Origin of the sequence: Kocuria sp. BT304 (genome assembly GCF_003290245.1) — a bacterium.
Lineage (GTDB): Bacteria > Actinomycetota > Actinomycetes > Actinomycetales > Micrococcaceae > Kocuria > Kocuria rhizophila_A.
The window spans coordinates 1054539-1079390 of the sequence record NZ_CP030039.1 but is presented as its reverse complement, the minus strand read 5'-3'; the positions used below and the strand labels follow the sequence as shown (position 1 = coordinate 1079390).

The following is a 24852-nucleotide window of genomic DNA, read 5'->3' as shown; positions in this document are numbered from 1 at the left end:
CGGACGCGGCACCCGTGCCCGCGGGTCCGTCCCCCGACCGGAGCCGCCACTGCGGTGGCACCGGCGGGAACAGGTCAGACGGCGGCGTGCGGGCGGTCCGCGAAGGCGGCGTCGATCGTGGCCTGCCCGAGCACGCGGGTGCCCTGGTAGAGCACCATGGTCTGGCCCGGGGCCACGCCGCGCTGGGCCGTGTCCAGGCGGACGTGCAGCCGCGGGGTGCCCTCCGAGCGGGTGAGCCACGCGCGGGCCGGCGCGGGGTCCCCGTGGGCGCGGACCTGCACGGTCACCTCGAACTCCTCGGAACGGGCCTCGGGATCGGCCCCGAGTGCCGCGACCTCCCGCGGGGGCAGCCCCGCCCAGGAGGGGCGGATGCCCTCCATGACGTCGATCGCGAGCAGCTGCTCGGGACCCACCACCACCTCGTTGGTCTTGGGGCGGACCTCCAGCACGAAGCGCGGCTTGCCGTCAGGGGCCGGGCGGCCGATGTGCAGGCCGCGGCGCTGGCCCACGGTGTAGGCCTGCGCGCCGCGGTGCTCCCCGAGCTCGTTGCCCTCGGTGTCCACGATCCGCCCGGGGTCCAGGTCCATGTGGTCCGCGAGCCAGCCACGGGTGTCCCCGTCCGGGATGAAGCAGATGTCGTGGGAGTCGGGCTTCGTGGCCACGGACAGCCCCCGCTCCTCGGCCTCCGCGCGCACCTGCGCCTTGGAGGGCGTCTCCGCGAGCGGGAAGATGGCGTGCTCGAGCTGCTCGGCGGTGAGCACGCCCAGCACGTAGGACTGGTCCTTGGCCCAGTCCGCGGCGCGGTGCAGCTCTTTGTGGCCGTCCGGGCCCTCCACGACCTTGGCGTAGTGGCCCGTGCACACGGCGTCGAAGCCGAGCGCCAGGGCCTTCTCCAGCAGAGCGGCGAACTTGATCTTCTCGTTGCAGCGCATGCAGGGGTTGGGGGTGCGCCCAGCGGCGTACTCGGCCACGAAGTCGTCCACCACGTCTGCCTGGAAGCGTTCCGAGAAGTCCCACACGTAGTACGGGATCCCGAGCTTCTCCGCGGCGCGCCACGCGTCCCGGGAGTCCTCGATGGTGCAGCAGCCGCGGGCCCCGGTGCGCAGCGTCCCCGGGGTGCGGGACAGTGCGAGGTGCACGCCGGTGACCTCGTGCCCGGCGTCGACGGCACGGGCCGCGGCCACGGCGGAGTCCACTCCGCCACTCATTGCTGCCAGAACGTGCACGGGATCCCCTTCGGAAGGTGTCGTTGGACGGGACGCCTTAACAACCCGTGCTCAGCAGCGGCTATTCCCCGCCACGAGCCGGATCACGAGGTGAAGGCCCCCGGGACGTGACCCGACAGGCCCGCCACTCGGGCCCGGGCGTGGACGTCCACCACGGCGTCGAGCACGGTGTCGACGTCCTCCCGCGTGCTGGAGTGGCCCAGGGAGAAGCGCTGGGCGCCGCGAGCGGTCTCCTCGTCCACGCCCATGGCGAGCAGCACGTGGGAGGCACGGGGCACGCCCGCGCTGCACGCCGAGCCCGTGGACAGGGCCACCCCGGCGGCGTCGAATAGGAAGAGCATGGAGTCGCCCTCGCACCCGGGGAAGGTGAAGTGCGCGTTGCCGGGCAGACGCGTGGGGTGCTCCCACTCCTCGGTGGGACTGCCGGGCTCGGGTCCGCGCAGCACCGCCTCGGGGACACGGTCCCGGATGCCCGCCACGAGTGCGTCGCGCAGCGCGGCGCGGCGCAGGAACTCGTCCCGGAATGCTCGCTGCGCCGCCTCCACGGCGGCGCCGAAGGCCGCGGCGCCCGCGGCGTTGACGGTGCCCGAGCGGACGCTGCGCTCCTGGCCGCCGCCGAAACTCGTGGCGGCGAGACGCACGGTGCGCGGCGCGTAGAGGGCACCCACACCCATGGGTCCGCCGAGCTTGTGCGCGGAGACCGCCAGCGTGCTGATCCCGGGCAGGTGGGCGTCCACGGGCACGGCGCAGAACGCCTGGACCGCGTCCACGTGGAAGGACACCCCGGCGGCGTCGCACAGGGCGGCCAGCTCGGCCACCGGCTGCACGGTCCCCACCTCGTTGTTGGCCCACATCACGGTGACCAGGGCGACCTCCGCCGCGCGCTCGGCCAGGAGCCGTTCGAGCTGGTGGGGATCCACACGCCCCGCGGCGTCGACGTCCAGCCACACGAGCTCCGCGCCCTCGTGCGCCGCGAGCCACTCGGCGGCCTCGGACACGGCGTGGTGCTCCACGGCGGACAGCGCGATCACCGTGCGGCGCGGGTCCGCCTCGTGGGCGGCACGGAACAGGCCGAGCACCGCCATGTTGTCCGCCTCGGTGCCCCCGGAGGTGAGGATGATCTCCACCGGTTCCGCGTTCAGGGCACCGGCCACGGCGTCCCGCCCCGTCTCCAGCGCCATGCGCGCGGACCGCCCGCCGGAGTGCAGGGACGCGGGGTTGCCGCCCCGCCTGGCCTGCTCCAGGTAGGCGTCGACGGCCTCCGGGAGCATGTCCGTGGTGGCGGCGTGGTCCATGTAGATGCGGGGTGTGGGCATGGGCCCATCCTACGACCGGCCCGGTGCACGGCCCGGCCCGAAGCCCGGTCCGCAGGATGCCCACACGGGGCTCGGACCGCCGCGTGCGGCGCGCCGGCGGGGCCTAGACTCGCAGCTATGCTCCACTTCGTCTTCCACACCCCCGAGATCCCCGGCAACACCGGCAACGCCATCCGGCTCGCCGCGTGCACGGGGGCCCGCCTGCACCTTGTGGAGCCGCTCGGCTTCAACTTCGACCACGCGAACCTGCGCCGCGCGGGCCTGGACTACCACGACCTCGCGGTGATGGACGTCCACCCCACGGTGGACGCGCTGTGGGACGCTCTCGGGGACGCGCGGGTCTTCGCGTTCACGTCCCACTCGAGCACGAGGCACACCGACGTGGCGTACCGGGACGGGGACGTGCTGCTGTTCGGGCGGGAGTCCACGGGGCTGCCGGAGGAGGTGCTCACGGACGAGCACGTCCACGACCGGGTGCGGATCCCCATGCTCCCAGGCAGGCGCTCGCTCAACCTCGCCAACTCGGCGTCCATCGCGCTCTACGAGGCCTGGCGCCAGCTCGGCTTCCCGGACGGCGTCTGAGCGCCCACCTCATGCGGTGCGCCGGGCAGGACCACGACGCCGCCCGGGCCACCGCGGCGGGCCACCCGCCACCCACCGCGGCGGACCACCCTGGCCCGCCGCGGTGCGTCGCCTATTTGCCCTTCTGGTCCGCGGCGTTGGCCACCGTGACCGAAGCGGTGCGCTCGTCGTTGCCGCGGCGGTAGACCACCTCGGCCTTCGAGCCGGCGGAGAGCTCGCGGACGCTCGCGGTGAGGGCGTCGGCGTCCTTGATCTGCTTGCCGTTGAACGAGGTGATCACGTCATTGGCCTTGAGCCCGGCGTCGTCCGCGGGTGACCCGGAGGCCACCGAGCGCACGAGGGCACCCGAGGTGAACTGGTCCGAGGAGCTGCCGGAGGGCGAGTACGGGGACACCGTGGCCCCGAGGTAGCCGTGCGTGGCCTTGCCGTCCTTGATGATCTCGTCCGCCACCCGCTTGGCCGTGTTGGACGGGATCGAGAAGCCCACGCCGATGTTGCCCGACGCGCTCGAGTCACCGGAGGAGGAGCCGCCCGCCGAGGCGATGGCCACGTTGATCCCGATCACCTGCCCCTGGGCGTTCACGAGGGCACCGCCGGAGTTGCCGGGGTTGATCGCGGCGTCCGTCTGCAGCACGTTGAGGTACACGCTGGACTTCGCGGACTGGGAGCCGGACTGGCCGTTGTCCGGGAAGTTGAAGAAGAAGTCCTGCGGACCACCGGGGCTCTTCTGCGATTCGTCCGGTGTGTCCTGGGCCGCGGAGGAGGCCACCGTGATGGTGCGGTTGAGCGTGGAGACGATGCCGTCCGTCACGGTGCCGCTGAGCCCGAGGGGCGCACCGATCGCAATGGCGGCGTCCCCCACGTTGAGCTTGTCCGAGTCCCCGAACTCCGCGGGGGTCAGCCCGCTGGGGTCCACCTTGATCACGGCGAGGTCGGACTCGGGGTCCGTGCCCACCACGGTGGCCTTGCGCACGGAGCCGTCCGCGGCCTGCACCTCGAGCTTGGCGTCGGAGGCGGCGCCGTCCAGGGTGACCACGTGGGTGTTGGTCAGCACGTGGCCCTGGTCGTCCAGCAGCACGCCGGAACCCGTGCCCGCTTGGTTGCCCGCGGTGGCGGAGATGGTCACCACGGACGGCGAGGCTTTCTTGGTGGCGGCTGTGATCTCGTTGACGGAGTCCGTGTTGTTCACGATCACGGGCGCGCTGCTGGTGCCGCCCGCTGCCGAGGAGCCTCCCACGGCTCCCGTTCCCACGGCCACGCCCGCACCGAGCAGGCCCGCGAGGGCCATTCCGGCCACCATGGTGCCCGCCGAGAACCTGCGCCGCGGGGCGGCTGCGGTGCCGCCCCCGGCCGGGTACCCGGTGCCGTCGACGCCGCCCTGGCCCGGCCCCTGGGGCGGGTAGCCTCCTCCGCCCTGACCGGAGTCGTAGCCGTCGCGGCCGACCGCGCCGTACCCCGCGCCCTCGTACCCGGCCCCGGCGGGAGCCTGGTTGGCGTAGTCGTGGGAGTCGCCCCCGGGCTGCCCGACGCCGCGAGCGGCGTCGTAGGGGTCGGCCCCGTGGCCGTCACCGGCGCGCGGCTCGTGGCCGGTGGGCGGGATGGGCCGGGTGTCGTGACCGTTCCAAGGGGAGCCGTCCTGCCCGGCCGGGGGGACGTCCCCGCCGCCGGGGCCGTACTGCCCGTAGCGGGGGACGGGACCTGCGGGGTCTCCCCCGGTGCGAGGATCGCGGGAATCAGCCATGTTCTCTCCTTGGGGACCTGGTGCACCGGTGACCGGTTCGGTGGACTGCTGAGATCACAGTATGCCCACTCCGACTGGACCGGCGCTGGGAGAACTGGCGGTTTTCTGGAGATTTCCCGGATGTTCTGCTCATGCTTCCTGAAGCGGTGACCACGCCGAGCCCTCAGCGTAGTCTGGGACACGCACCGCCGGGTCTCGCCTGCCCCGCCGGATGCTCACAGGGCTGTCATCCGAGGGAACGAGGGTCATGAGTTCACGCACCGCCTGGCGCCGCACGCTGTCCGTCTCCGTGCTCACGGGAGCGTGCCTGCTGGCCACCACTCCCGCCTGGGCCGAGCCGCCCACCGCCGTGGATGCGGGGGTGCGCGTGGTGGACCAGGCCCACGTGCTGGGAGACACCTCCGCGCTGCAGAAGGACATCTCCGCGCTCGCGGACAAGCGCGGCATCACCCTGTACGTGGTCTACGTGGACCGGTTCACGGATCCCACCAACCCGGACGAGTGGGCCCAGCAGTTCGCCCGCACCAACGGGCTGGGCACCAACGACGCCGTCCTGGCGGTGGCCACCTCCTCCCGGCAGGTCCGCTTCCTGGCGAACTCCGCGGGACCCCTCTCCTCCTCCGAGCGTCAGGACATCTACACCAAGGACATCCTCCCTCCGTTGCGCACCGACGACTGGAACGCGGCCGCCCAGGGCGCCGTGGACGGCATCAACCGTGAGCTCGGCGGGGGGCTTGCTGGCGGGGCCGTGACCGGGCTCGTGGTCGCGGGCGGTGTGGGCGCGGCCGCGGTGGGGGCCGCCGCCGTGATGCGCTCGCGGCGTCGTCGTGAACGGGGAGCGCAGACCGGAACGGGGGCGCCCCCCGGGACCGCCGACCAGCAGCCCCTCGCACCGCTGCCCGAGCTGCACCGGCAGGCGGGCTCGGCGCTCGTGGAGGCGGACAACGCGATCCAGCACTCCGAGCAGGAGCTCGCGTTCGCGCAGCTGCAGTACGGCACGGAGCAGACCCGCCCGTTCGAGGAGGCGATTGAGCGCGCCAAGGAGCACATGCGGGCCTCCTTCGAGCTGCAGCAGAAGCTCGAGGACGACATCCCGGACACCGAGGCCGAGCAGCGCGCGTGGCTCGGGGAGATCATCGAGCGCAGCCGCCAGGCCCGCGCGCCGCTCGCCGAGCAGGAGCAGAACTTCTCGCAGCTGCGTCAGCTCGAGGGCCGTGCCCCGGAGGCGCTCGAGCACGTGCGCGGCGCGGTCGCCGCCACGAGGCCCCGGCTGCAGGACGCCGAGACTCTGCTCGTGCAGCTGCACTCCGGCTACGACGACGCCGCCCTGGCCCCCGTGCGCGACAACGGCCAGCAGGCCCGCGAGCGCCTGGACTTCGCCGACGACGCCGTGACCGCCGCGCAGGAGGACCTCGCGGCGGGCCGGGTCTCCGAGGCGGTGCTGCAGATCCGCGCCGCCGAGGAGGCCCAGGGCCAGGCCGAGCGGCTGGTCGGCTCCGTGGAGAACGCCCGCCGTGAGCTCTCCCGCGCCGAGGAGTCCCTCAAGGACGCCGTGAGCATCGCCCAGCGGGACGTCGCGGAGGCCGAGGGGCTCGTGCAGCAGGGCTCGCGACCCGAGCTCGCGGGCGCGGCCGCCGGGGTGCGCTCCGTGCTGGAGACGGTCAGGCAGCAGATGTCCTCAGGGCACTACGACCCCATCGGCGCCACACGGCGTCTCGCCCAGGCCAAGGCCGAGCTGGACAAAGGGCTGCAGGACGTCCGCGACTCCCACGACCGCGCCCGCGCCGCCCGGGAGACCCTCGGCCACGCCCTCGTGAGCGCGCAGGCGAGCCTGACCACCGCGTCGGACTACGTGTGGGCCCGCCGCGGTGGCGTGGGAGCCCAGGCACGCACCCAGCTCGCGGAGGCCGAGCGCCACCTCGGGATCGCCCAGCAGCTGCAGAACTCCGACCCCGAGCGCGCCCTGACCGAGGCCAACGAGTCCATCCGGCTCGCCGACGCCGCCCAGCGCAGCGCCCAGGACGACGTGGACCAGTTCTACGACTCCCCCGTGGGCTACGGCCCCGGCTACGGCGGACGCCGCAGCAACGGCATGGGCGGCGCGATGCTCGGAGGCATCCTGCTGGGCGGGATCCTCAACGGCGGCGGCTTCGGCGGGGGCCACGGCGGGGGCGGCTTCGGCGGAGGCGACTTCGGCGGCGGCTTCGGCGGAGGGGACTTCGGCGGAGGCGGCGGCTTCGACGGCGGCGTGGGCGGCAACTTCTGACCCGCCCCGGGCCCCGGGAGGGGCCCACAGATCTCAGGTCCATCTGCACCACCAGAACAGGAGAACACCATGACCAAGCAGTCCATCTTCGGCCGGATCGCCCAGCTGGCGAAGGCCAACATCAACGCCATGATCGATTCCGCGGAGGACCCGCAGAAGATGCTCGACCAGATGGTGCGGGACTACATGGAGAACATTCGTGAGGCCGAGTCCGCCGTGGCCCAGACCATCGGCAACCTCCGCCTGCTCGAGAAGGACCACGCCGAGGACCTGCAGGAGGCCCAGCAGTGGGGCTCCAAGGCGCTCGCCGCGTCCAACAAGGCGGACGAGTTCCGCGCCGCGGGCAAGGACGGTGAGGCCCAGAAGTTCGACGACCTCGCCAAGGTGGCCATCCAGCGCCAGATCCAGTCCGAGAACGAGGCCCGCGGCGCGGAGCCCCAGATCGCCGCGCAGACCGAGATCGTGGCGAAGCTCAAGGACGGGCTGAACACCATGCGGGGCAAGCTCCAGGAGCTCTCCGCCAAGCGGGACGAGCTCGCCGCCCGGCAGAAGACCGTGCAGGCCCAGTCGCAGGTGCAGGACGCCCTGAAGTCCTTCGACGTGATGGACCCCACGAGCGAGGTCTCGCGCTTCGAGGACAAGATCCGCCGCGAGGAGGCCCGCGTGGCCGGGCAGCAGGAGCTCGCGGACTCCTCCCTGGACCGCCAGTTCGAGGCCCTCGAGTCCATGGGGCAGCAGACCGAGATCGAGGCCCGGCTCGCCGCTCTGAAGAACGGCGGCTCCACCAAGAACGGGGAGAACATCGTCTCCGCGGAGGAGATCTGAGGATGACGCAGGACCACCCCGGCGCACAGCAGCAGCTCGACGCCATCCGCTCCGGCTACGCCACGGAGGCCGCGTGCCTGGACCTCGGCGCCGCCCTCGACGACGTCGGCGCGCACCCGGACGCCCCCGTGCGCGTGCCGCTGTCCTCCCTCAACCGCCACGGCCTGGTGGCCGGGGCCACCGGCACCGGCAAGACCAAGACCCTGCAGGCGCTCGCCGAGCAGCTCAGTGCCCAGGGCGTGCCCGTGTTCCTCACGGACGTCAAGGGCGATCTCAGCGGGATCTCCCAGCCCGGCGAGGACAGCCCCAAGGTGGCGGAGCGGGCGCAGTCCGTGGGCCAGCAGTGGAGCCCCACCGCGAGCCCCACGGAGTTCTACAGTCTGGGCGGCCAGGGACCCGGTGTGCCGGTGCGCGCCACGGTCACGTCCTTCGGGCCCACGCTGCTCGCCAAGGTGCTGGGGCTCAACGCCACCCAGGAGTCCTCGCTGGGGCTCGTGTTCCACTACGCGGACTCCCACGGGCTCGCCCTGCTGGACCTCAAGGACCTGCGCGAGGTGATCGTGCACCTGACCTCCCCGGAGGGCAAGGAGGAGCTCGCGAGCATCGGGGGCCTGTCCAAGCAGACCGCCGGGGTGATCCTGCGCGAGCTCACCACGTTCGCCAACCAGGGCGCCGAGGTGTTCTTCGGGGAGCCCGAGTTCGACACCGCGCAGCTGCTGCGCACGGCGGAGGACGGCCGCGGGATCATCTCGTGTCTCGAGCTGGCCGCGGTGCAGCAGCAGCCCCGGCTGTTCTCCACGTTCCTCATGTGGCTGCTCGCGGACCTCTTCCAGGACCTGCCAGAGGTCGGGGACGCGGAGAAGCCCAAGCTCGTATTCTTCTTCGACGAGGCGCACCTGCTGTTCGAGGGCGCCTCCCGGGAGTTCCTGGAGTCCATCGAACAGACCGTGCGGCTCATCCGCTCCAAGGGGGTGGGCATCTTCTTCGTGACCCAGTCCCCCAAGGACATCCCCACGGACGTGCTCGCGCAGCTGGGCAACCGGGTGCAGCACGCGCTGCGGGCCTTCACGCCCGACGACGCCAAGGCCCTCAAGGCCGCCGCCCGCACCTACCCCCGCAGCGAGTACGACCTCGAGCAGCTGCTCACCCAGCTCGCCACGGGCGAGGCCGTGGTCACGGTGCTCTCCGAGACCGGCGCGCCCACCCCTGTGGCCTGGACCCGGATGCGGGCCCCGCAGTCCCTCATGAAGCCCGCCCCGCAGGCGGAGATCGAGGCCGCGGTGGCCGCGTCCCCGCTGATGGCCACCTACGGGGAGCCCGTGGACCGGGAGTCCGCCTACGAGCTGCTGCGCGGGCGGCTGGAGAAGGCGCAGGAGCCGGCCACCGGGCGGGACGCTCCCGAGGCGCCGCGGGACGAGGAGCCCGCCGAGCGGCGTCGTCCCCGGGAGGACGCCCCCCGCCAGGAGCAGCGCGACGAGGGCGGTTTCCTGGGCTCGGTCATGGACAACCCCGCGGTGCGCTCGATGATGCGCTCGGCGGGCACGGCCCTGGGCCGGGAGATCACCCGCTCGATCTTCGGCACCTCCCGACGGCGCCGCTGACGCACCACCCCGCACGACGCCGCGCTGCCCCGCCGGGGCCCGGCGGCGTCGTGCTGTGAGGGGTGCCGTGCGGTGGGCGGTGCCGCGCGGGGCTGCGTAGTGCTGTCGGAGACGGGGCACGCGGGTTCTCGGCGTCAATCCACGACGACCCGGCGCCTACGGCCCGACGGGGCCCCGAGGGAGACGGGGGCCGACCTGCGACCCCCGCCGTCCGAGGGCGCGGAGCGCGCGTCGGGAGGGGGTGGGTTGCTGCGGACATGAAAGAAGCCCGGTTCCTGATCAGGAACCGGGCTTCTCCGTGGTTGCGGGGGCAAGATTTGAACTTGCGACCTCTGGGTTATGAGCCCAGCGAGCTACCGAACTGCTCCACCCCGCGGCGACATCGACAACTATACGCACGCCCCCCGGAGCGTGCAAATCGGGGATCGAACCCTGCCCGGGGACGGACGAACGCGCCGCGGCACCGGCACGGTCCCCAACCGACCGCGCCACGGCAACGGGCGGCCGCCGGGACGCATCCCGACGGCCGCCCGGTGGCGGAGACCGCGTGACTACTTCGTGGCGCCGTCCTGGGCCATGGCGTCGTCGATCGCGCGCTTGAGCCGGTCCTGGGCCTCCCCGTACTTGGTCCAGTCACCGTCCTTCATGGCCTTGTCCGAGTCCTGCATGGCCTTGTTGGCCGTGTCCAGGGCCTCCTGCAGTGATGAGGAGCGCGGCACGGGGGTGCCCGAGGGACTCGGGGACGGCGTCGAGTCCTTGCCCTTGCCGCCCTGGGCCGCCTCGGCCGCCTTCTCGCTCACCCCGGCGCCCGTGTCCGTCTTGGCGCCGGAGTTGCCGCCGAAGACCTCGTCGAGAGCGCCGTCGAGCGTGGGGGCGAAGCCCACCTTCTCGCCGAAGCCCACGAGCACGCGCCGCAGCGTGGGATACGCGGCGTCACCCGAGGACTGCACGTAGACCGGTTGGACGTAGAGCATGCCGCCGCCGGCCGGCAGGGTCAGCAGGTTGCCGTTGATGACCTCGGAGGCACCCTGGCGCAGCAGGTTGAGCTCCTGGGAGACGTCCGTGTCCGAGTTGAACAGGTTCTGCGCCTGCCCGGGCCCGGGCACCACCGACGAGCGCGGCAGCTCGAGCAGCCGCAGCTTGCCGTAGTTCTCGCTCTTGACGCCGTCCTTGCCGGTACCCGCGTCCGCGTTCGCGGAGAGGTAGCCGTACATCACGTTGCGGGTGTTGCCGGACTCGTTCTGCTGCGGGATGAACGAGGACGTGAGCGAGAAGTTCGCCTCCTTCTCCCCCGGCATCCGCATGGAGAGGTAGTACGGGGGCTGGGAGACGTTCCGGTTCTGCTGGGTGGGGTCGTTGGGAACCGACCACACGTCGTCGTTCGCGTAGAAGCTGTTGGCGTCCGTCACGTGGTAGCGGTTGAGCAGCTCGCGCTGGACCTTGAACATGTCCTCCGGGTAGCGCACGTGCGCCATCAGGTCCGCGGACATCTCCGAGTACGGCTTGACCGTGCTGGGGAAGACGTTCTGCCAGGACTTCAGCACCGGGTCCTGGTCGTCCCACGCGTAAAGCTCCACCGAGCCGTCGTAGGCGTTGACCGTGGCCTTGACCGAGTTGCGGATGTAGTTGACCCGCTCGTTCGGCAGCGCGGCCGTGGTGCCCTGCGCGGTCTGGGTGTCCTTGGTGGCGTCCTGCAGCACGGACGGGGACGAGTACGGGTAGGAGGCCGCCGTGGTGTAGGCGTCCACGATCCACACCACCTTGTTGTCCACGATCGCCGGGTAGGGCTTGCCGTCCACGGTCAGGTACGGGGCCACCTTCTCCACGCGCTCACGCGGGTTGCGGTCGTAGAGGATCTGGGACTCCGGGCGCACGGCGTCCGAGAGCAGCATGTCCGTGGACTGGAACTTGATGGAGTACGCGAGCTTGTTGAACCAGTTCCCCACGTTGGGTCCGCCGTTGCCGGTGAACGTGGTCTTGGCGTCCTCGGCGTCGCCCTCGTTGGTCTGCGGCCGGTCCAGCTCGAGGGGTGCGTCCTCGGCTGCGCCGCCCACGATCGAGTAGTTGGGGGACTTCTCACCGAAGTAGATCCGCGGCTCGTAGTCGTCCGAGATCTCGCCCTTGGACGGGATGCCGGCCTGCATGAACTGCGGCTTGCCGTCCGACTGCACGCGGGAGCCGTACGCGGCCACCACGCCGTAGCCGTGGGTGTAGACCACGGACTGGTTGTACCAGCCCTGGATCTGGTCCGGGTTCAGCTCGCGCGTGGCGATCACCGTGTCCTGGCTCTGCCCGTCGATGTCGTAGCGGTCCACGTTGAGCATCTCCGGGAACTGGTAGTACGGCCGGAACTGCTGCAACTGCGCGAACGCGGAGGACACCACGTTGGGGTCCAGCAGACGGATGTTGGAGGTGGTCTCGGTGTCCTGGCGCAGGGCGCCCTTCTCCGTCTCCGTGGTGGCGTCGTAGGGGGTCACCTGGGTGTCGTCCAGCCCGTACGCCTGGCGGGTCATGGTGATGTTGCGCTGGATGAACTCCTTCTCCAGGGCCTGCTCGGTGGGCGTCACCTGGAAGCGCTGGATGGCCCACGGGTACAGCCCGCCGGCCACCACGGCCACCACCACGAGCATGGCGGCGCCGATCAGCGGCAGCTTCCACCGCCCGATGAACCCCGCCACCACGAACAGCACGGCCACCAGCAGCGCGGCGACCGCCAGGATGCCCTTGGTGGGGATCACGGCGTTGACGTCCGTGTACATGGCGCCCGTCCACTTGCCCGAGCTGGAGATCAGGGTGGAGTAGCGGTCCAGCCAGAAGTTCACGGCCTGCAGGGCCAGGAACGCCGCCACGATCGAGCCCAGGTGCACGCGCGCCGCCCGCGTGGTGGTGATGCCGCGCTCGTGGATGCGGATCCCGCCGTAGACGTAGTGCATGAGCAGCCCCGCCACGCCGGCCAGCAGCAGTGCCGTGACCAGGAATCCGATGAGAAGCCGCAGGAACGGCAGCGTGAACACGTAGAAGCCGAGGTCCATGCTGAACTGCGGGTCGGTCTGGCCGAACGGCTCCTGGTTGAAGAACAGCATCACGGTCTGCCACTGGGTGGCCACCGTGGAGGCCGCGAAGAGGCCGAAGATCAGCGGCACCGCGACCATCACGACCTTGCGCACGGGGTCCAGCGCCTGCTGGTACTTGCGCATGGTGTCCGTGACCTCACCGCCGCGGGGGCGGTGCCGGTGGGCGAGCCACAGGCTCAAGAACATGAGCGCCGCCACGATCAGGGCGGCGGCGACGAAGAGCCCGATCACGGCCAGGTTGCGGGTGATGAACACCCGCAGGTAGCCGAGCTGCTCGAACCACAGGATGTTGGTGTACACCTGCGTGAAGCCGACGAACAGCGCGATGAGGACCACCACCGCGATCACGGTGGGCAGCAGCGCCCCGCGTTTCGGGCGGCCCGATGCGGACCTGGCGGACGGACGGGGTGACGTGGAACCGGCGGTCACTGCTTACCTCTGAACTTCCTGGGCACGGGCGGCCACCTGTGGGTGGCCAGAGTCAACTTTATGGTGTCGCGGAGCCCGCGCCCAGACATTGCGGCCCCGGGGTGTCACCGTGTGCCGCAGCTGGGCAGGTCCGAGACGCTGCCCGCCGCCGCGTGCTCCACGGCCCCCACGGCCTCCGTGAGGGTCCCCACCTCCACCACGGTGAGCCCGTCCGGGACGTGGCCCGTTACCTCGGAGCAGTTCTCGCTCGGTGCCAGGAAGTACGTGGCGCCGGAGTCTGCGGCTCCCTGCAGCTTCTGCCGGATCCCGCCGATCGGGCCCACCGTGCCGTCCGCGGTGATGGTCCCGGTGCCCGCGATGTGCTGGTCCCCCGCCATGGAGCCGGGGGTGAGCTCCTCGATGATCCCGAGCGCGAGCATCATCCCCGCGCTCGGTCCGCCCACCTGCTCCAGCTGGAAGTCCACGGACACGGGGAAGTCGTAGCGCGGCACGAGGTACACGCCGAGCTGCCACGAGGACGAGCCCTCCTGCTGCGTGAGGTCCACGTGCCGGGTGAGGGTCTCCCCGCCGCGACGGACGGTCACGTCCGCACCGTGGGAGCCGGCGGCGTCGAGCCGGGAGCGCAGCTGCTGGAGGGACGTGACCTTCGTGCCCTCCACAGCCACGAGCTCGTCCCCGGCCTCGAGCACGCCGTCGGAGGCGCCGCCCCCGACCACGCCGTGCACCGTGAGCGTGGTGGTGTAGGGCCGGTGGAGGTAGCTCAGGGCCGCGGCCACGGAGTCGTCCTGCGAGGTGGCCATCGCGGCGGCGTTGGAGTCGTTCACCTCCTGCCGCGTGGTCTGCGGGGGGTAGAGGGTGTCCTCGGGGATCACGGCGTCCGCGGGGTCGAGCCACCCGAGCAGGGCGTTGACCGCGTTGAGCCGTCCGGAGGGTCCGCCCGTGACGTACACGGTGGTGAGGTCCAGCTGCCCGTCGCTCGGGTACGTGGGCGCGCCGCCGATCTTCACGAGCTGCTTGTCGTCGTGGGTTCCCACGGTGTTGAAGGTGGGTCCCGCGGATTCCACCACGTACGGCGCGGGGATCACCACCGCGGCCACCAGCAGCACGGACGTGGCCAGCAGCGCCACGGACGGCAGCGGCCGCCGGCGGGTCAGCCTCCGCCAGATACCGGTGCGCTCGGCCGCAGTGGCCCCGGGGCCCTGCTCGGTGCTCTGCTCGCTCTCCACGAGGGCCCAGCGTACCCGCCCCCGCCGGTCCTGCATCCGGGAGCGTCTCCCGCGGTGCCAGGTGGGACGCCGCCACCGCCCACCACGACGCCTCCGCCCGACGACGCCGCGGGGCCGCCGTCCGCGGCGCACGGCCCCGTGCGCTGCTCGCACCCCGGGTCGGGCTGCGAGCGCCGCGGAGCGGGCTGCGTTCTCAGCACGACGGCCCGCCGACCGGGCGCCGAGCGCGGACCCGGCGGGGCGCCGTCGTGCTCGGCGGGTGACCCGCACCCGCACGGGGGCCGTGCGGCGTCGTTCCCGCCGGGTACCCGGTTGCGCACGGGGAGCGTGCGGCGTCGTGCGCGGCAGGGCCACGGGACGGACCCGAGCGTGCCCCGACCAGCGGCGTGGGGCCGGCGGGGCGGCCGGGACCCTGAGCCATCAGCGAACTGCGGGCCGGGACGATGGTGGCTCCCGGGAGCGCCCGATACGCTGGAGCCAGTCCCAGACCTCTCGCGAAGATTGGCGGTCCCATGCCTTCGAACCCTCCGAACGACGAGCACGGCGAGAACCCCAAGGACCCGTTCCAGGAGATGTTCGAACGTCTGCTGGGGTCCGGGGCCATGAAGCCCGGCGACATGCCCGCGGGGATGCCCATGGACCCGCAGTCGATGTCCATGGTGTTCCAGCAGATCCAGTCCATGATGAGCTCCTCGTCCTCCGACGAGCCCGTGAACTGGGACCTCGCCAACCAGCACGCACGGCAGGTGGCCGCCCAGAAGGGCGATCCGTCCGTGACTGAGAAGCAGAAGGGCGCTGTGAGCGACGCCATGAAGCTCGCGGACCTGTGGCTCAAGGACAACACCGCGTTCGACGAGGCCCCCGTGATGCCCGCCGCGTGGGCCCGCGCCGAGTGGATCGAGGCCACGTGGGAGACCTGGAAGGAGATGTCCGCCCCCGTGGCGGCCTCCGTGTCCCAGGCCATGTCCGAGGCCCTGACCCAGCAGCTGCCGCCCGAACTGTCCCAGGCCATGGGCGGCGCGGACCTCTCCGGGATGCTCTCCGGGGCGGGGTCCATGATGTTCGGCATGCAGCTGGGCCAGGCCGTGGGCGGGCTGTCCTGCGAGGTGCTGTCCTCCTCGGACGTCGGTATCCCGCTCGCCGCCGAGCGCACCGCGCTGGTGCCCTCCAACATCGCGGAGTTCAGCGAGGGGCTGGACCTGCCCGCCTCCGACGTGCTGCTCTACCTGGCCATCCGCGAGGCCGCCCACGCGCGGCTGTTCCACGGGGTGCCGTGGCTGCGCCAGCACGTGCTGGACCTCATCACGGCGTTCGCCTCCGAGATCCACATCGACATGGAGCGCATCGAGTCGATCGCCCGGGACCTCGACCCCACGGACCCCTCGGGTGTCCAGGACGCCCTGGCCTCGGGCGTGTTCAGCCCCGAGATGACCCCCCAGCAGGAGGTCACGCTCTCGAGGCTCGAGACCGTCCTGGCCCTCGTGGAGGGCTGGGTCAACCGCGTCACCGTGGCCTCCACCGTGAACATCCCGTCCGCACCGGCACTCACCGAGATGATGGCCCGACGCCGCGCCGAGGGCGGGCCCGCGGAGCGCACCTTCGGCTCCCTCGTGGGTCTGGAGCTGCGCCCCCGCCGCCTGCGCGAGGCCGCCACCTTCTGGGACTACGTAGCCGAGCAGCGCGGAATCACCGAGCGGGACAGCCTGTGGGAGTCCCCCGAGCTGCTGCCCACCAACGAGGACCTCGACGACCCCCAGGGCTTCGAGGAGCGCCGCGGCCTGCTCACGGCCAGCGACGAGGAGATGGACGCCGCTCTGGAGAAGCTGCTGGCCGGCGGGTACGAGGCCGGCGCCCAGGGCCCCGGTCAGGCGGACTCCACGGGCCAGCCCTCCGTGGACGGCACGCAGGGTGAGTCCGGGGACACCTCACCGGGACGCGAGCCGGACGAGGGCGCGGCTGGCGACGACGACCAGGACGACCCCGACACCACGCCCGACAAGGACTGACCGCGGTCTGCTGATCCTCGGTGCTGCGGGCTCGTGGCACCGAGCTCGGCGTCCGCCCCATGGTCGAGCTCCTGTGGCCGGGCAAGCGCTACGGGGCGGGGTGCCCTCGTTCTCGTGGCCGGCCCGCGGCCGCTCCGTCGTGTCGACCGCCTGATCGAGGTCCGTAGTTGGGGCACCGTGGTTGAGAGGTCCCGTGCTTGAGGCACCGCGGTGGTAACTCCGCGGTGCGGCCCCCGCCGCACGTGTTCCGGACGCGGCCCCGCCGTGCCCGTTCCGGACGCCACCCACGGTGCCGGTTCCGGGCGCGCGGCACTCACCGGCCTGGCCCCCTGGGGCGCCTGCCTCATTCCCGGTCCGCGCCCTCCGCGGGGTTCCTCTCGGCCCACGCGACGCCGTCGAGGAACTGGGCGGCGTCGTGGGCCCTGGGGTGGCGCCGCGCCATCTCCCAGAACCGCTCGTTGTGGTGCGCCTCGAGCAGGTGCACGAGCTCGTGGAGCACCACGGTCTCCAGGACCCACGTGGGTGCGTCCGCGAGCCGTTGCGAGATCCGGATGGCACCCGTGGCGGGGGTCGCCGAGCCCCAGCGGGTGTGCTGACGCGAGGACCACGTGATGCTCGTGGGCCGGGCGCGACCCCCGAGGTACGTGCGGGACAGCCGCTGCGCCGTCTCCTCGAGCACCGTGTTGGTGTGCCGCGCGCGCGAGGCCGCCTCCGCCGCGCGCCGCTTCGCGACGACCCTGGGCACGAGGGTCGCGCTCCAGTGCGCGATCTGGGCACGCGTGGCCCGCTGCGGCACCGAGAGCACCACGGCGTCCCCGCTGAAGTGGGCGTTGACGGTCTTGGTGCGGCGGGCGCTGCGCCTGACGACGATCTCCGGCACATCCTCCGGTGGCTCGTCGGCTCTGGCTCGGGGTCGGGGCATGCCCCCAGTTCACCACCCCTCCCGCTCTCGGCACGAACCGGCACCCGGATGGGGAGCACGGTGACCGCGGCACCCGTGCTGTGGATTGCTCCACCACGGCGGCGGGAGTGACCCGGCCCGGGGACCCTGGTCCCATGGCCCACCGCTGCCCCACCCTCCCCGACGAGTCCTGCGCTCCCCCGGCGCCCGACGAGCTGCGCGTGCTCGCCCTCGGGCTCGACCCCCTCGCGGCCGCCGTGTGCCTCGCGCTCGTGGAGGCCGGGGTCTGTCTGCTCAACGTGCAGGATCCCGCACCCGTCGGGACCACGGACGTCCGCCGCGGCCCGTACCCCGCCGAGTTCCAGGGACAGCCTCGTGACCTGGTGCTGCGGACCCTGCTGCGCCGGAGGTCTCCGCGCTGCGTCCCCCTCAGCGCCCCCGAGCTCTTCCCGTCCGCCGCGCTGCCCACGGCCGTGGTGCTCCGCACGTGGTCCGTGCCTGGCGACCTCGTGGCGGACCTCACCACGGTTCCCGCCCCGGAGCTGGACCCGGCGCTGCCCACCCTGAGCGTGGTCCGCGACGGCGGGTCCGTGGTCGTCTGGCCCGTCACCGACTGGGCGCACCGCCCGTGCCGGGCGTGTGTGGCGAGCGCGGTCCGTGAGGCTCGTCGGATCTTCCGCGCGCCACGGCCCCGGCCCGGGGAACCCCTGCTGCCGCCTCACGAGGGCCCCGTGGGGGCGCTGACCCGCACGGTGGCCACCGGGGAGATCGCGGGACGGCTGCTCTCCCACGCGCTGCGGGACCACGCCGCCCCGCGGGCGGCGCCCCACGGCCCGCCGCACGACGCTCTCCCCGGCTTACCGGCCCTCGGCACCGGAGTGGCACCGTCCGGTTCCTCGACGGCCCTGTCCTCGCCCGGGCCGGAGCCACCCGAGGGCTCCGCGGCGCACCTCGTGCTGCGCCGGGGTCTCACGGTCCTGCCCCTGGCCCCGGATCAGGGGTGCCTGTGCTCCCTCGCGTTCACCGGGCCGTGAGAAGTGCCGGCGGTGCTCACCCGCGTGCGTCGGGCCGCGAACGGTGCGCGCGGTGCCCGGCGTGCCGCCCGTGCCGGGGGTGCCGGGTGGGCCGCCCGTGCCCGCTCAGACGGAGTCCCGGTCCACCGTGAAAGCCCCCGCCGTGTCCGGGGGTGAGGGGGCGGGCTCGTCCCGCACCAGGGCGGTGATCACGGCCACGATGTGGCGGGCGGTGACCTCGGGGTCCAGCGCCACCATGGTCAGCGGAGGGTCGGCCAGCGCCGCCGCCGGGGAGTCGTTGACCCCCACGATCGCGAGATCGGCGGGCGCCCGCCAGCCGAGTCGGCGCATCCCGGAGAGCACCGCGAGCGCGGCGGTGGTGTCGTGGGCGCACACCCCGGAGGCCCCCGGGTGCTGCTCGCGCCACCGCAGCAGCACCTCGGCCGCCCCGCGGGGATCCGCGGGAAGGGGAAGGGCGCTCGGGCGGGACAGGCCGCGAGCGGCGCACTCACGCTGCAGCACCTCGAAGCGCCACTGCGAGACCCCGTGCATGTGGTCCCCTCCCGTGACCGCGTACCCCAGGTGCGTATGGCCCGCGGCCACGAGCCGCTGCACCTGCATCCGGGCGATGTCATGCTCGCGGGGACCCGTGATCCACCGCCCCATCTCGTCCGAACCGGTCCAGGAGACGACGCCGCGCACGCCGCTGCGGCGCATGCGCTCGGCGTCGTCGTCCGCGAGGTCCCACGCGAGCACGGCGGCCGGCGTCACGGAGGACCAGACCTGGGCGGCGGGGCGGCGGGTCCACGCGTGGATCACCATGGACAGTCCCGCCTCGGAGAACAGCACCGAGAGCCGCTCCACGATCACCCCGATGTCCTCGGTCAGGGACCCCGCCGGGGGGAGGTACAAAAGCACCGAGGTGGAGCGGCCCCGGCCGAGCGCCCGTGCCTCCGCGGAGGGCGCGTAGGAGAGCTCCTGGGCGGCGTCGAGCACCCGTCGCCGGGTGTCCGCGGAGATGGACTGCGAGGGGGTGTCGTTGAGCACGAAGCTCACGGTGGTCCGGGAGACCCCGGCCAGCCGCGCGACGTCGGCGCTCGTGGCCCGCCGTGCGGGGGTGCGGTGCCGGTGCATGCTCGTGAGTTCTCCCTGGAGGGCGCTGGATGCATGGTAGCGAGTCGTCCACGGCCACCGGGCCCTGGTGCGCCGCAAATGTGAGCTGTTACACTCGACAACCATCAAGCTAACACGTGTTAGTACACACCGGGGCCGAGCACTGACGGCCTGGAACGGGCCCGGCACCCGGACCGTGTGCCGGGCCCGGACACGGCCACCGAGCCGCTCGGCCCTGGAGCCGGTCCGCCCCGCGGGAACGCCGCAGGGCACCGGAGGCGCCGCCCGGATCCGACCGGGGCGCGACACCGCAAGGAAGTTGGAGAACCACATGGACACTCAGGACGTCGACGTGATCATCATCGGTGCCGGGATCTCCGGCATCGGTGCCGCCCGGGAGCTCGCGGGCACGGGCCGCACCGTCCGCATCCTCGAGGCGCGCGAGGACATCGGCGGCACGTGGGACCTCTTCCGGTACCCGGGCATCCGCTCGGACTCGGACATGGCCACGTTCGGCTACCGCAGCCGTCCGTGGACCGGAGAGCGCAGCCTGGCCACCGGCGAGACCATCCTCGACTACGTCCGCTCGGCGGCCGAGGAGGCCGGCGTCACGAAGGACATCCGGTTCGGGCGGCGCGCGCAGCAGGCACGGTGGTCCTCCGAGACCCACACGTGGACCGTCACCCACCGTGACGTCCACACGGGTGAGACCGAGCAGCTCACCGGCCGGTGGCTGTTCATGGCCACGGGCTACTACCGCTACGACGAGGGCTTCACCCCCGACTGGCCCACGCTGAAGGATTTCGAGGGCGCCGTGGTCCACCCGCAGCACTGGCCCGAGGACCTGGACGTGGCGGGCCGCCGCGTGGTCGTGATCGGCAGCGGCGCCACCGCCGTGACCCTCGTGCCCGCGCTCACGGACCGCGGCGCCCACGTGAGCATGCTGCAGCGCTCCCCGTCCTACGTGGCCTCCGTGCCGGGCAGGGACGAGACCGGCATCAAGCTGCGCAGGTGGCTGCCGCCGCGCGTGGCCGGGGAGGCCAACCGCTGGCGCAACATCGTGCGCTCCATGGCCATCTACGAGTTCAGCCGCCGCCGCCCGCAGGCCATGCGTGACCTGCTGCACCGCGGGGCCGTGAAGCACCTGGGCCCCACCTTCCCGGTGGACGAGCACTTCACCCCCGAGTACGACCCCTGGGACCAGCGGCTGTGCGCCGCACCGGACGGGGACTTCTTCACGGCCGTGCGCGGGGAGCACGCGGAGGTGGTCACGGACACCATCGAGCGCTTCACCGCGGACGGGATCCAGCTGCGCTCGGGCCGTCACCTGCCGGCGGACGTGATCGTGACCGCCACCGGGCTCAACGTGCAGTTCCTGGGGAGCATGGACCTCGTGGTGGACGGTGAGACCGTGGATCCGGCCGCGCACGTGAGCTACCGCGGCATGATGCTCGACGGCGTGCCCAACATGGCCTTCGCCATCGGCTACACCAACTCCTCGTGGACGCTGCGCGTGGACCTGGTCACCGAGTACTTCCGGCGGCTGCTGGAGCGCATGGACCGCGAGAGTGCGGTGGCCGTCACGCCCCGGTACTCCGGCCCCCGCACCGGGCTGCGCCCGCTCATCGACCTGGCCTCGGGCTACATCCAGCGCGGCGCGCACCTGCTGCCCCGCCAGGGCCGCGACGGGGCATGGAACGTGCGGCAGAACTACCTGCGGGACCGGGTGCTGTTCCGTCCGGGTGCCGAGAAGGACGAGCAGCTCGAGTTCACGGTGCCCGCCCGCACCACCTCGGGGGTGGCCGCGTGAGCACGCAGATGTGGAACGGGCTGAGCTGGCGCGAGACCGGTGAGGGCACCCCCGTGCTGCTGATCCACGGGATCGGACGCAGCCTGGCCGACTGGGACGAGCAGCACGAACGTCTCGCCGCGCAGCACCGGGTGATCAGCGTGGACCTCCCCGGTTTCGGCGGCTCCGAGGTCCCCGCCGAGGGCATGAGCCTCCCGAACCTCGCCTCCCGCGTGGCCGAGTTCGTGCGGGCCCAGGGCATCGCGTCGGCCCACGTGGCCGGCAACTCGCTGGGCGGGGCCGTGGCCATGCAGCTCACCGCCGACCACCCGGAGCTCGTGCGCAGCCTGCTGCTCGTGGACTCCGCAGGCTTCGGGCGGGGTGTGAGCCCGGCCCTGCGGCTCGCGGCGCTGCCCGGGGTGGGCGAGCGCGCCCTGACTCCGAGCCGCAAGGGCGCACTGCGTTCCGAGCGGGCCATGTACCACGACCCCGCCCTGGCCACGCCCGAGCGCGTGGAACGCGGCTACGAGCTCGCGCAGCGCCCCGGCGGCTCCGCGGCCATGCTGCAGATGCTGCGCTCGATCGGCTCGCTCGCGGGTGTGAAGCGGTCCTGGCGGCGTCGGCTGCTCCCCCGCGTGCGGGCCACCGGTGTTCCCGTGTTCATCGTGTGGGGTGACAAGGACACCGTGCTGCCCTTCCGCCACCTCGCCCGCGGGGCCAAGGCCCTCGACGCGCGCACGCACCGCTTCCCCGACACCGGCCACGGGCCCATGATCGAGCGTCCCGACGAGTTCGCGCGCCTGGCCACCGAGTTCTGGGCGGACGTGGACCGCGCCTGACGACGCTGCCCGGGCCGGTCCCGGCCCACGGTCGCCGGGCGCGCCGCGACCGCAGGACGCGTCGGGAGGCGCAACGGGGCCGGACGAGCCAGCGACACCGGGAGGCGGCCGGGCCCGCTCAGCGGCCGCCGCGGCGTCGTGCCGGGGTGCGCGGTGCGGGAGTCAGCACGGCGTCCAGGAAGCGTGACCGCGCCCGGTTGGGCCGCCCGCCCGGGGTCCGGGACAGCGACCACGAGAACACGAGGTGCTCCCGCGCGCGGGTGATCCCCACGTAGAGCAGGCGGCGCTCCTCGTCCATGGCGTCCGGGGTGTCCGCGAAGCTGATGGGCATGAGCCCCTCGGAGAGCCCCACGAGGAAGACGGCATCCCACTCCAGGCCCTTGGCCGAGTGCAGGGACGCGAGCGTGACCCCGTCCACCACCGGGGCCTCCTGCGTGGCGGCGCGGCGTTCGATCTCCTGCGCGAACCCGGCGAGGGCGAGCGTCTCGCCGTCGGCCGCGGCGCGGCGGGCCATGGTGTCCGCGAGCGAGACGAGCGCACGCAGTGACTCCCACTTGGCGCGCGTGGCGCTGTCGGAGCGCGGGGCCCGCTCCGTGTAGCCGAGCGAGCCGAGCATGTCCCGCACCTGCTGGGGGACGTCCGCGCGGTCCGCGCCCGCCGTGCGTGCGGCGGAGCGGATCTGCACGATGGCCTGCCGGATCTCGGGCCGGTTGAAGAACCGTTCGGAGCCGCGCAGCTGGAAGCCGATGTTCGCGTCCGCGAGCGCGGCCTCGAAGGCCTGCGACTGGCCGTTGGTGCGGAACAGGACGGCGATCTCGTGCGGGGCCACGCCGTCGTCGATCAGGTCCTGGATCCGCACGGCCACGCCCGCGGCCTCGGCCTCGTCGTCCGGGTACTCGTTCCACGCGGGCTCGGGGCCCGCGGGGCGCTGGGAGACCAGGCGCAGCGGGGTGGCCCACGTGTCCGGGGTGGACGTGAGGGACGGGCGGCGCGCGGCCAGCAGCCGGTTGGCGGTGTTGACCACCTGAGGGGTGGAGCGGTAGTCGCGGATCAGCTCCACCACGGACGCCCCGGGATACCGGGACGGGAACTCCAGCAGGTGCCGGGACGTGGCACCCGTGAAGGAATAGATGGTCTGGGAGGCGTCCCCCACCACGCAGAGGTCGTCCCGTGAGCCGAGCCACGCGTCCAGCAGCCGCTGCTGCAGGGGCGAGACGTCCTGGTACTCGTCCACCACGAACTGGCGGTACTGCGCGTGCACCGCCGCGGCGATCCGCTCGTCCTCCTCCAGGATCCCCACCGTGATCAGCAGGACGTCCTCGAAGTCGATCAGGTGCCGGTCCGCCTTGAGGTCCTCGTAGGACTGGTACAGCCGCTGCATGGTGCGGACGTCGTAGCCCGCGGGCATGTCCCGCCGGCCCGCCGCCTGCGGGTAGGTGTCCGGGGTGTGCATGGAGACCTTGGCCCACTCGATCTCGGCCGCGACGTCCCGGACCGTGGCCCGGTCCGTGGTCAGGCGCATGGCCTGGCCGGCCTCGGTGATCAGCCTCGCCTTGTGGTTCACGAGCCCCGGCGGGGGCCCGCCCACGGCCTGCGGCCAGAAGTACTGCAGCTGGCGCAGTGCCGCGGAGTGGAAGGTCCGGGCCTGCACGCCGGGTGCGCCGAGCGCCCGCAGCCGCTGGCGCATCTCGTTGGCGGCGCGCGCGGTGAACGTCAGGGCGAGGGTCTTCTGCGGGGTGTAGACCCCCGAAGCGATGCCCCACGCGATGCGGTGGGTGATGGCGCGTGTCTTGCCGGTGCCCGCTCCCGCGCGCACGCACACCGGACCGTTCAGTGTGGTCGCGACCACGCGCTGCTCCGGGTCCAGGCCGCCGAGGATCCGCTCCTCGGCGCTCTGCTCCAAGCTCACCATTCGGCCCCCGGGAGGTCCTCGCCCAGCCAGCTGACGATCAGTGCGTGCGCGATCGACACCCGCCCCGGCAGCGTGACCTCACCGGTGCGGACGCACGTGAGCAGCTGCTCGCGCGTGAACCACCGGACGTCCAGGATCTCCTCGCCGTCCGCCTCGGCCACCGACGTGTGGGCCGCGGCGCGGAAGCCCAGCATCAGGGAGCGGGGGAACGGCCACGGCTGAGAGCCCTGGTACTGCACGGTGTCCACCGTGATCCCGGCCTCCTCCCCGATCTCGCGCACCACCGCCTGCTCCGCAGACTCCCCCGGCTCGACGAAGCCGGCGAACGTGGAGTATCGGTTGCCGGACCACAGCGCCGAGCGGCCCAGCAGGATCCGCTGCCGGGCCGGGTCCGGCTCGTCATCCACCACGGCCACGATGATCGCCGGGTCCGTGCGCGGGAAGTGCAGGGAGCCGTCCCGGGGGCACGTGCGCGCCCATCCGGAGCGCACGACCTCCGTGAGGGCACCGCAGCGGGGGCACCGGGGGTGGTCGCGGTGCCAGAGGGCGATCGCCTGACCCGTGACCAGCAGAGCGGTCAGCTCGGGCTCCACCGCGGTGGCCAGGGTGAGCAGACCTTCCCAGGCGACGTCCTCGAAGCCGGGCAGCTGGGCGTCCTCCGGGAACGTGCGCAGCACCACTCGGGTGCCGTCCGCGGTGCGCCCCAGGTACACGTCCGGGCGCCCCGGATCCCCCGTGGCGGCGGGCACCTCGGCGAGCAGCGGCAGCAACGGCCCGTGCGGCGTCGTGGGCACCTGGGACCCGCGGAGCACGAGCGCCCGCGCCGTGCCGGAGTCCTCGGCCGCGGCCACGAGGTCCCGGTGCTCGCGCTCCACGGCCTGCCGGTCGAAGGCGCGGCCCGCGAAGGGCAGCTCGGCCGGGCCGAGCAGCGGCGCCGGTGCGATGGATCGGTCTGGGGATGAGTTCACCGGACCACTGTAGACCCGGGCGCGG

17 protein-coding genes and 1 tRNA gene are annotated in these 24852 nt (G+C 72.8%); 8 read left to right on the top strand and 10 right to left on the bottom strand.

All coding sequences use genetic code 11. The features are described from left to right. Window positions 1-74: 74 nt before the first annotated feature. Together mnmA and DNL27_RS04925 are read right to left on the bottom strand one after the other, a co-directional pair. Complete coding sequence (mnmA, locus tag DNL27_RS04930) at window positions 75-1226, bottom strand: tRNA 2-thiouridine(34) synthase MnmA (RefSeq protein ID WP_112234872.1); 1152 nt, start codon at window positions 1224-1226, stop codon at window positions 75-77. An 83-nt stretch (window positions 1227-1309) separates the two neighbouring features. Then, entirely contained in the window at window positions 1310-2542 is a 1233-nt protein-coding gene (locus DNL27_RS04925; protein ID WP_112234871.1) for a cysteine desulfurase family protein, read from the bottom strand. Between the two features lie 117 nt (window positions 2543-2659). On the opposite strand from DNL27_RS04925, the gene DNL27_RS04920 reads away from it, so the two are divergent. After that, complete coding sequence (locus DNL27_RS04920) at window positions 2660-3124, top strand: tRNA (cytidine(34)-2'-O)-methyltransferase (RefSeq protein ID WP_112234870.1); 465 nt, start codon at window positions 2660-2662, stop codon at window positions 3122-3124. Between the two features lie 112 nt (window positions 3125-3236). Here the strand turns inward: DNL27_RS04920 and DNL27_RS04915 are convergent, their stop codons facing one another. Continuing rightward, the gene (locus DNL27_RS04915) at window positions 3237-4865 is read right to left on the bottom strand and encodes a S1C family serine protease (RefSeq protein ID WP_112234869.1); all 1629 of its coding nucleotides are present in this window, start codon (window positions 4863-4865) and stop codon (window positions 3237-3239) included. A gap of 247 nt (window positions 4866-5112) precedes the next feature. Between DNL27_RS04915 and DNL27_RS04910 the strand changes: the two genes are divergently transcribed. The 3 genes from DNL27_RS04910 (at window position 5113) to DNL27_RS04900 (ending at window position 9557) form a co-directional block, all read left to right on the top strand. Then, a complete protein-coding gene (locus DNL27_RS04910) occupies window positions 5113-7131 on the top strand; it encodes a TPM domain-containing protein (RefSeq protein WP_112234868.1) in 2019 nt (672 codons plus the stop codon). 69 nt (window positions 7132-7200) lie between these two features. Next, complete coding sequence (locus tag DNL27_RS04905) at window positions 7201-7956, top strand: PspA/IM30 family protein (RefSeq protein WP_012397940.1); 756 nt, start codon at window positions 7201-7203, stop codon at window positions 7954-7956. A 2-nt stretch (window positions 7957-7958) separates the two neighbouring features. Then, entirely contained in the window at window positions 7959-9557 is a 1599-nt protein-coding gene (locus DNL27_RS04900) for a helicase HerA-like domain-containing protein (protein WP_012397939.1), read from the top strand. 299 nt (window positions 9558-9856) lie between these two features. On the opposite strand, the gene DNL27_RS04895 is transcribed toward DNL27_RS04900, so the two are convergent. The 3 genes from DNL27_RS04895 to DNL27_RS04885 all read right to left on the bottom strand — a co-directional run bounded on the left by DNL27_RS04895 (window position 9857) and on the right by DNL27_RS04885 (window position 14286). Continuing rightward, window positions 9857-9933, bottom strand: a tRNA-Met gene (locus DNL27_RS04895). Between the two features lie 175 nt (window positions 9934-10108). Then, on the bottom strand, window positions 10109-13060 hold the full coding sequence (locus DNL27_RS04890) for a UPF0182 family protein (protein WP_012397938.1): 2952 nt from the start codon (window positions 13058-13060) through the stop codon (window positions 10109-10111). 104 nt (window positions 13061-13164) lie between these two features. Beyond that, the gene (locus DNL27_RS04885; RefSeq protein WP_112235759.1) at window positions 13165-14286 is read right to left on the bottom strand and encodes a PDZ domain-containing protein; all 1122 of its coding nucleotides are present in this window, start codon (window positions 14284-14286) and stop codon (window positions 13165-13167) included. 512 nt (window positions 14287-14798) lie between these two features. Here DNL27_RS04885 and DNL27_RS04880 point away from each other — a divergent pair. After that, window positions 14799-16292 (top strand): zinc-dependent metalloprotease, encoded by a 1494-nt coding sequence (locus DNL27_RS04880; protein WP_112234867.1) that lies wholly within the window; start codon window positions 14799-14801, stop codon window positions 16290-16292. Window positions 16293-16635: 343 nt separating this feature from the next. Here the strand turns inward: DNL27_RS04880 and DNL27_RS04875 are convergent, their stop codons facing one another. Next, a complete protein-coding gene (locus tag DNL27_RS04875; RefSeq protein ID WP_239494459.1) occupies window positions 16636-17214 on the bottom strand; it encodes a M48 family metallopeptidase in 579 nt (192 codons plus the stop codon). Between the two features lie 134 nt (window positions 17215-17348). On the opposite strand from DNL27_RS04875, the gene DNL27_RS04870 reads away from it, so the two are divergent. Beyond that, window positions 17349-18227 carry a hypothetical protein gene (locus DNL27_RS04870; protein ID WP_239494458.1) on the top strand — a complete coding sequence of 293 codons (879 nt, stop codon included), beginning with the start codon at window positions 17349-17351 and terminating at the stop codon, window positions 18225-18227. 105 nt (window positions 18228-18332) lie between these two features. Here DNL27_RS04870 and DNL27_RS04865 read toward each other — a convergent pair whose 3' ends face one another. Further along, complete coding sequence (locus DNL27_RS04865) at window positions 18333-19340, bottom strand: LacI family DNA-binding transcriptional regulator (protein ID WP_012397933.1); 1008 nt, start codon at window positions 19338-19340, stop codon at window positions 18333-18335. Window positions 19341-19650: 310 nt separating this feature from the next. Here DNL27_RS04865 and DNL27_RS04860 point away from each other — a divergent pair, with 310 nt between their 5' ends. Continuing rightward, on the top strand, window positions 19651-21129 hold the full coding sequence (locus DNL27_RS04860) for an NAD(P)/FAD-dependent oxidoreductase (protein WP_112234864.1): 1479 nt from the start codon (window positions 19651-19653) through the stop codon (window positions 21127-21129). Then, a complete protein-coding gene (locus tag DNL27_RS04855; protein WP_204360332.1) occupies window positions 21126-21947 on the top strand; it encodes an alpha/beta fold hydrolase in 822 nt (273 codons plus the stop codon). Before DNL27_RS04860 ends, DNL27_RS04855 begins: the two co-directional genes overlap by 4 nt. Window positions 21948-22065: 118 nt before the next feature. Here DNL27_RS04855 and DNL27_RS04850 read toward each other — a convergent pair whose 3' ends face one another. Beyond that, complete coding sequence (locus DNL27_RS04850) at window positions 22066-23859, bottom strand: ATP-dependent helicase (RefSeq protein WP_112234863.1); 1794 nt, start codon at window positions 23857-23859, stop codon at window positions 22066-22068. After that, entirely contained in the window at window positions 23853-24827 is a 975-nt protein-coding gene (gene nudC / locus DNL27_RS04845; protein WP_012397929.1) for an NAD(+) diphosphatase, read from the bottom strand. The genes DNL27_RS04850 and nudC overlap by 7 nt, the downstream gene beginning before the upstream one ends. Window positions 24828-24852 lie beyond the last annotated feature (25 nt).

What these genes read in the sequence shown, in the direction of transcription:
- DNL27_RS04915 (WP_112234869.1), bottom strand. Translation starts at nt 4,865, where the DNA reads ATGGCTGATTCCCGCGATCCTCGCACCGGGGGAGACCCCGCAGGTCCC.
- DNL27_RS04910 (WP_112234868.1), top strand. Translation starts at nt 5,113, where the DNA reads ATGAGTTCACGCACCGCCTGGCGCCGCACGCTGTCCGTCTCCGTGCTC.
- DNL27_RS04880 (WP_112234867.1), top strand. Translation starts at nt 14,799, where the DNA reads ATGCCTTCGAACCCTCCGAACGACGAGCACGGCGAGAACCCCAAGGAC.
- DNL27_RS04850 (WP_112234863.1), bottom strand. Translation starts at nt 23,859, where the DNA reads ATGGTGAGCTTGGAGCAGAGCGCCGAGGAGCGGATCCTCGGCGGCCTG.
- DNL27_RS04900 (WP_012397939.1), top strand. Translation starts at nt 7,959, where the DNA reads ATGACGCAGGACCACCCCGGCGCACAGCAGCAGCTCGACGCCATCCGC.
- DNL27_RS04870 (WP_239494458.1), top strand. Translation starts at nt 17,349, where the DNA reads ATGGCCCACCGCTGCCCCACCCTCCCCGACGAGTCCTGCGCTCCCCCG.
- DNL27_RS04905 (WP_012397940.1), top strand. Translation starts at nt 7,201, where the DNA reads ATGACCAAGCAGTCCATCTTCGGCCGGATCGCCCAGCTGGCGAAGGCC.
- DNL27_RS04875 (WP_239494459.1), bottom strand. Translation starts at nt 17,214, where the DNA reads ATGCCCCGACCCCGAGCCAGAGCCGACGAGCCACCGGAGGATGTGCCG.
- DNL27_RS04920 (WP_112234870.1), top strand. Translation starts at nt 2,660, where the DNA reads ATGCTCCACTTCGTCTTCCACACCCCCGAGATCCCCGGCAACACCGGC.
- DNL27_RS04860 (WP_112234864.1), top strand. Translation starts at nt 19,651, where the DNA reads ATGGACACTCAGGACGTCGACGTGATCATCATCGGTGCCGGGATCTCC.
- DNL27_RS04925 (WP_112234871.1), bottom strand. Translation starts at nt 2,542, where the DNA reads ATGCCCACACCCCGCATCTACATGGACCACGCCGCCACCACGGACATG.
- DNL27_RS04865 (WP_012397933.1), bottom strand. Translation starts at nt 19,340, where the DNA reads ATGCACCGGCACCGCACCCCCGCACGGCGGGCCACGAGCGCCGACGTC.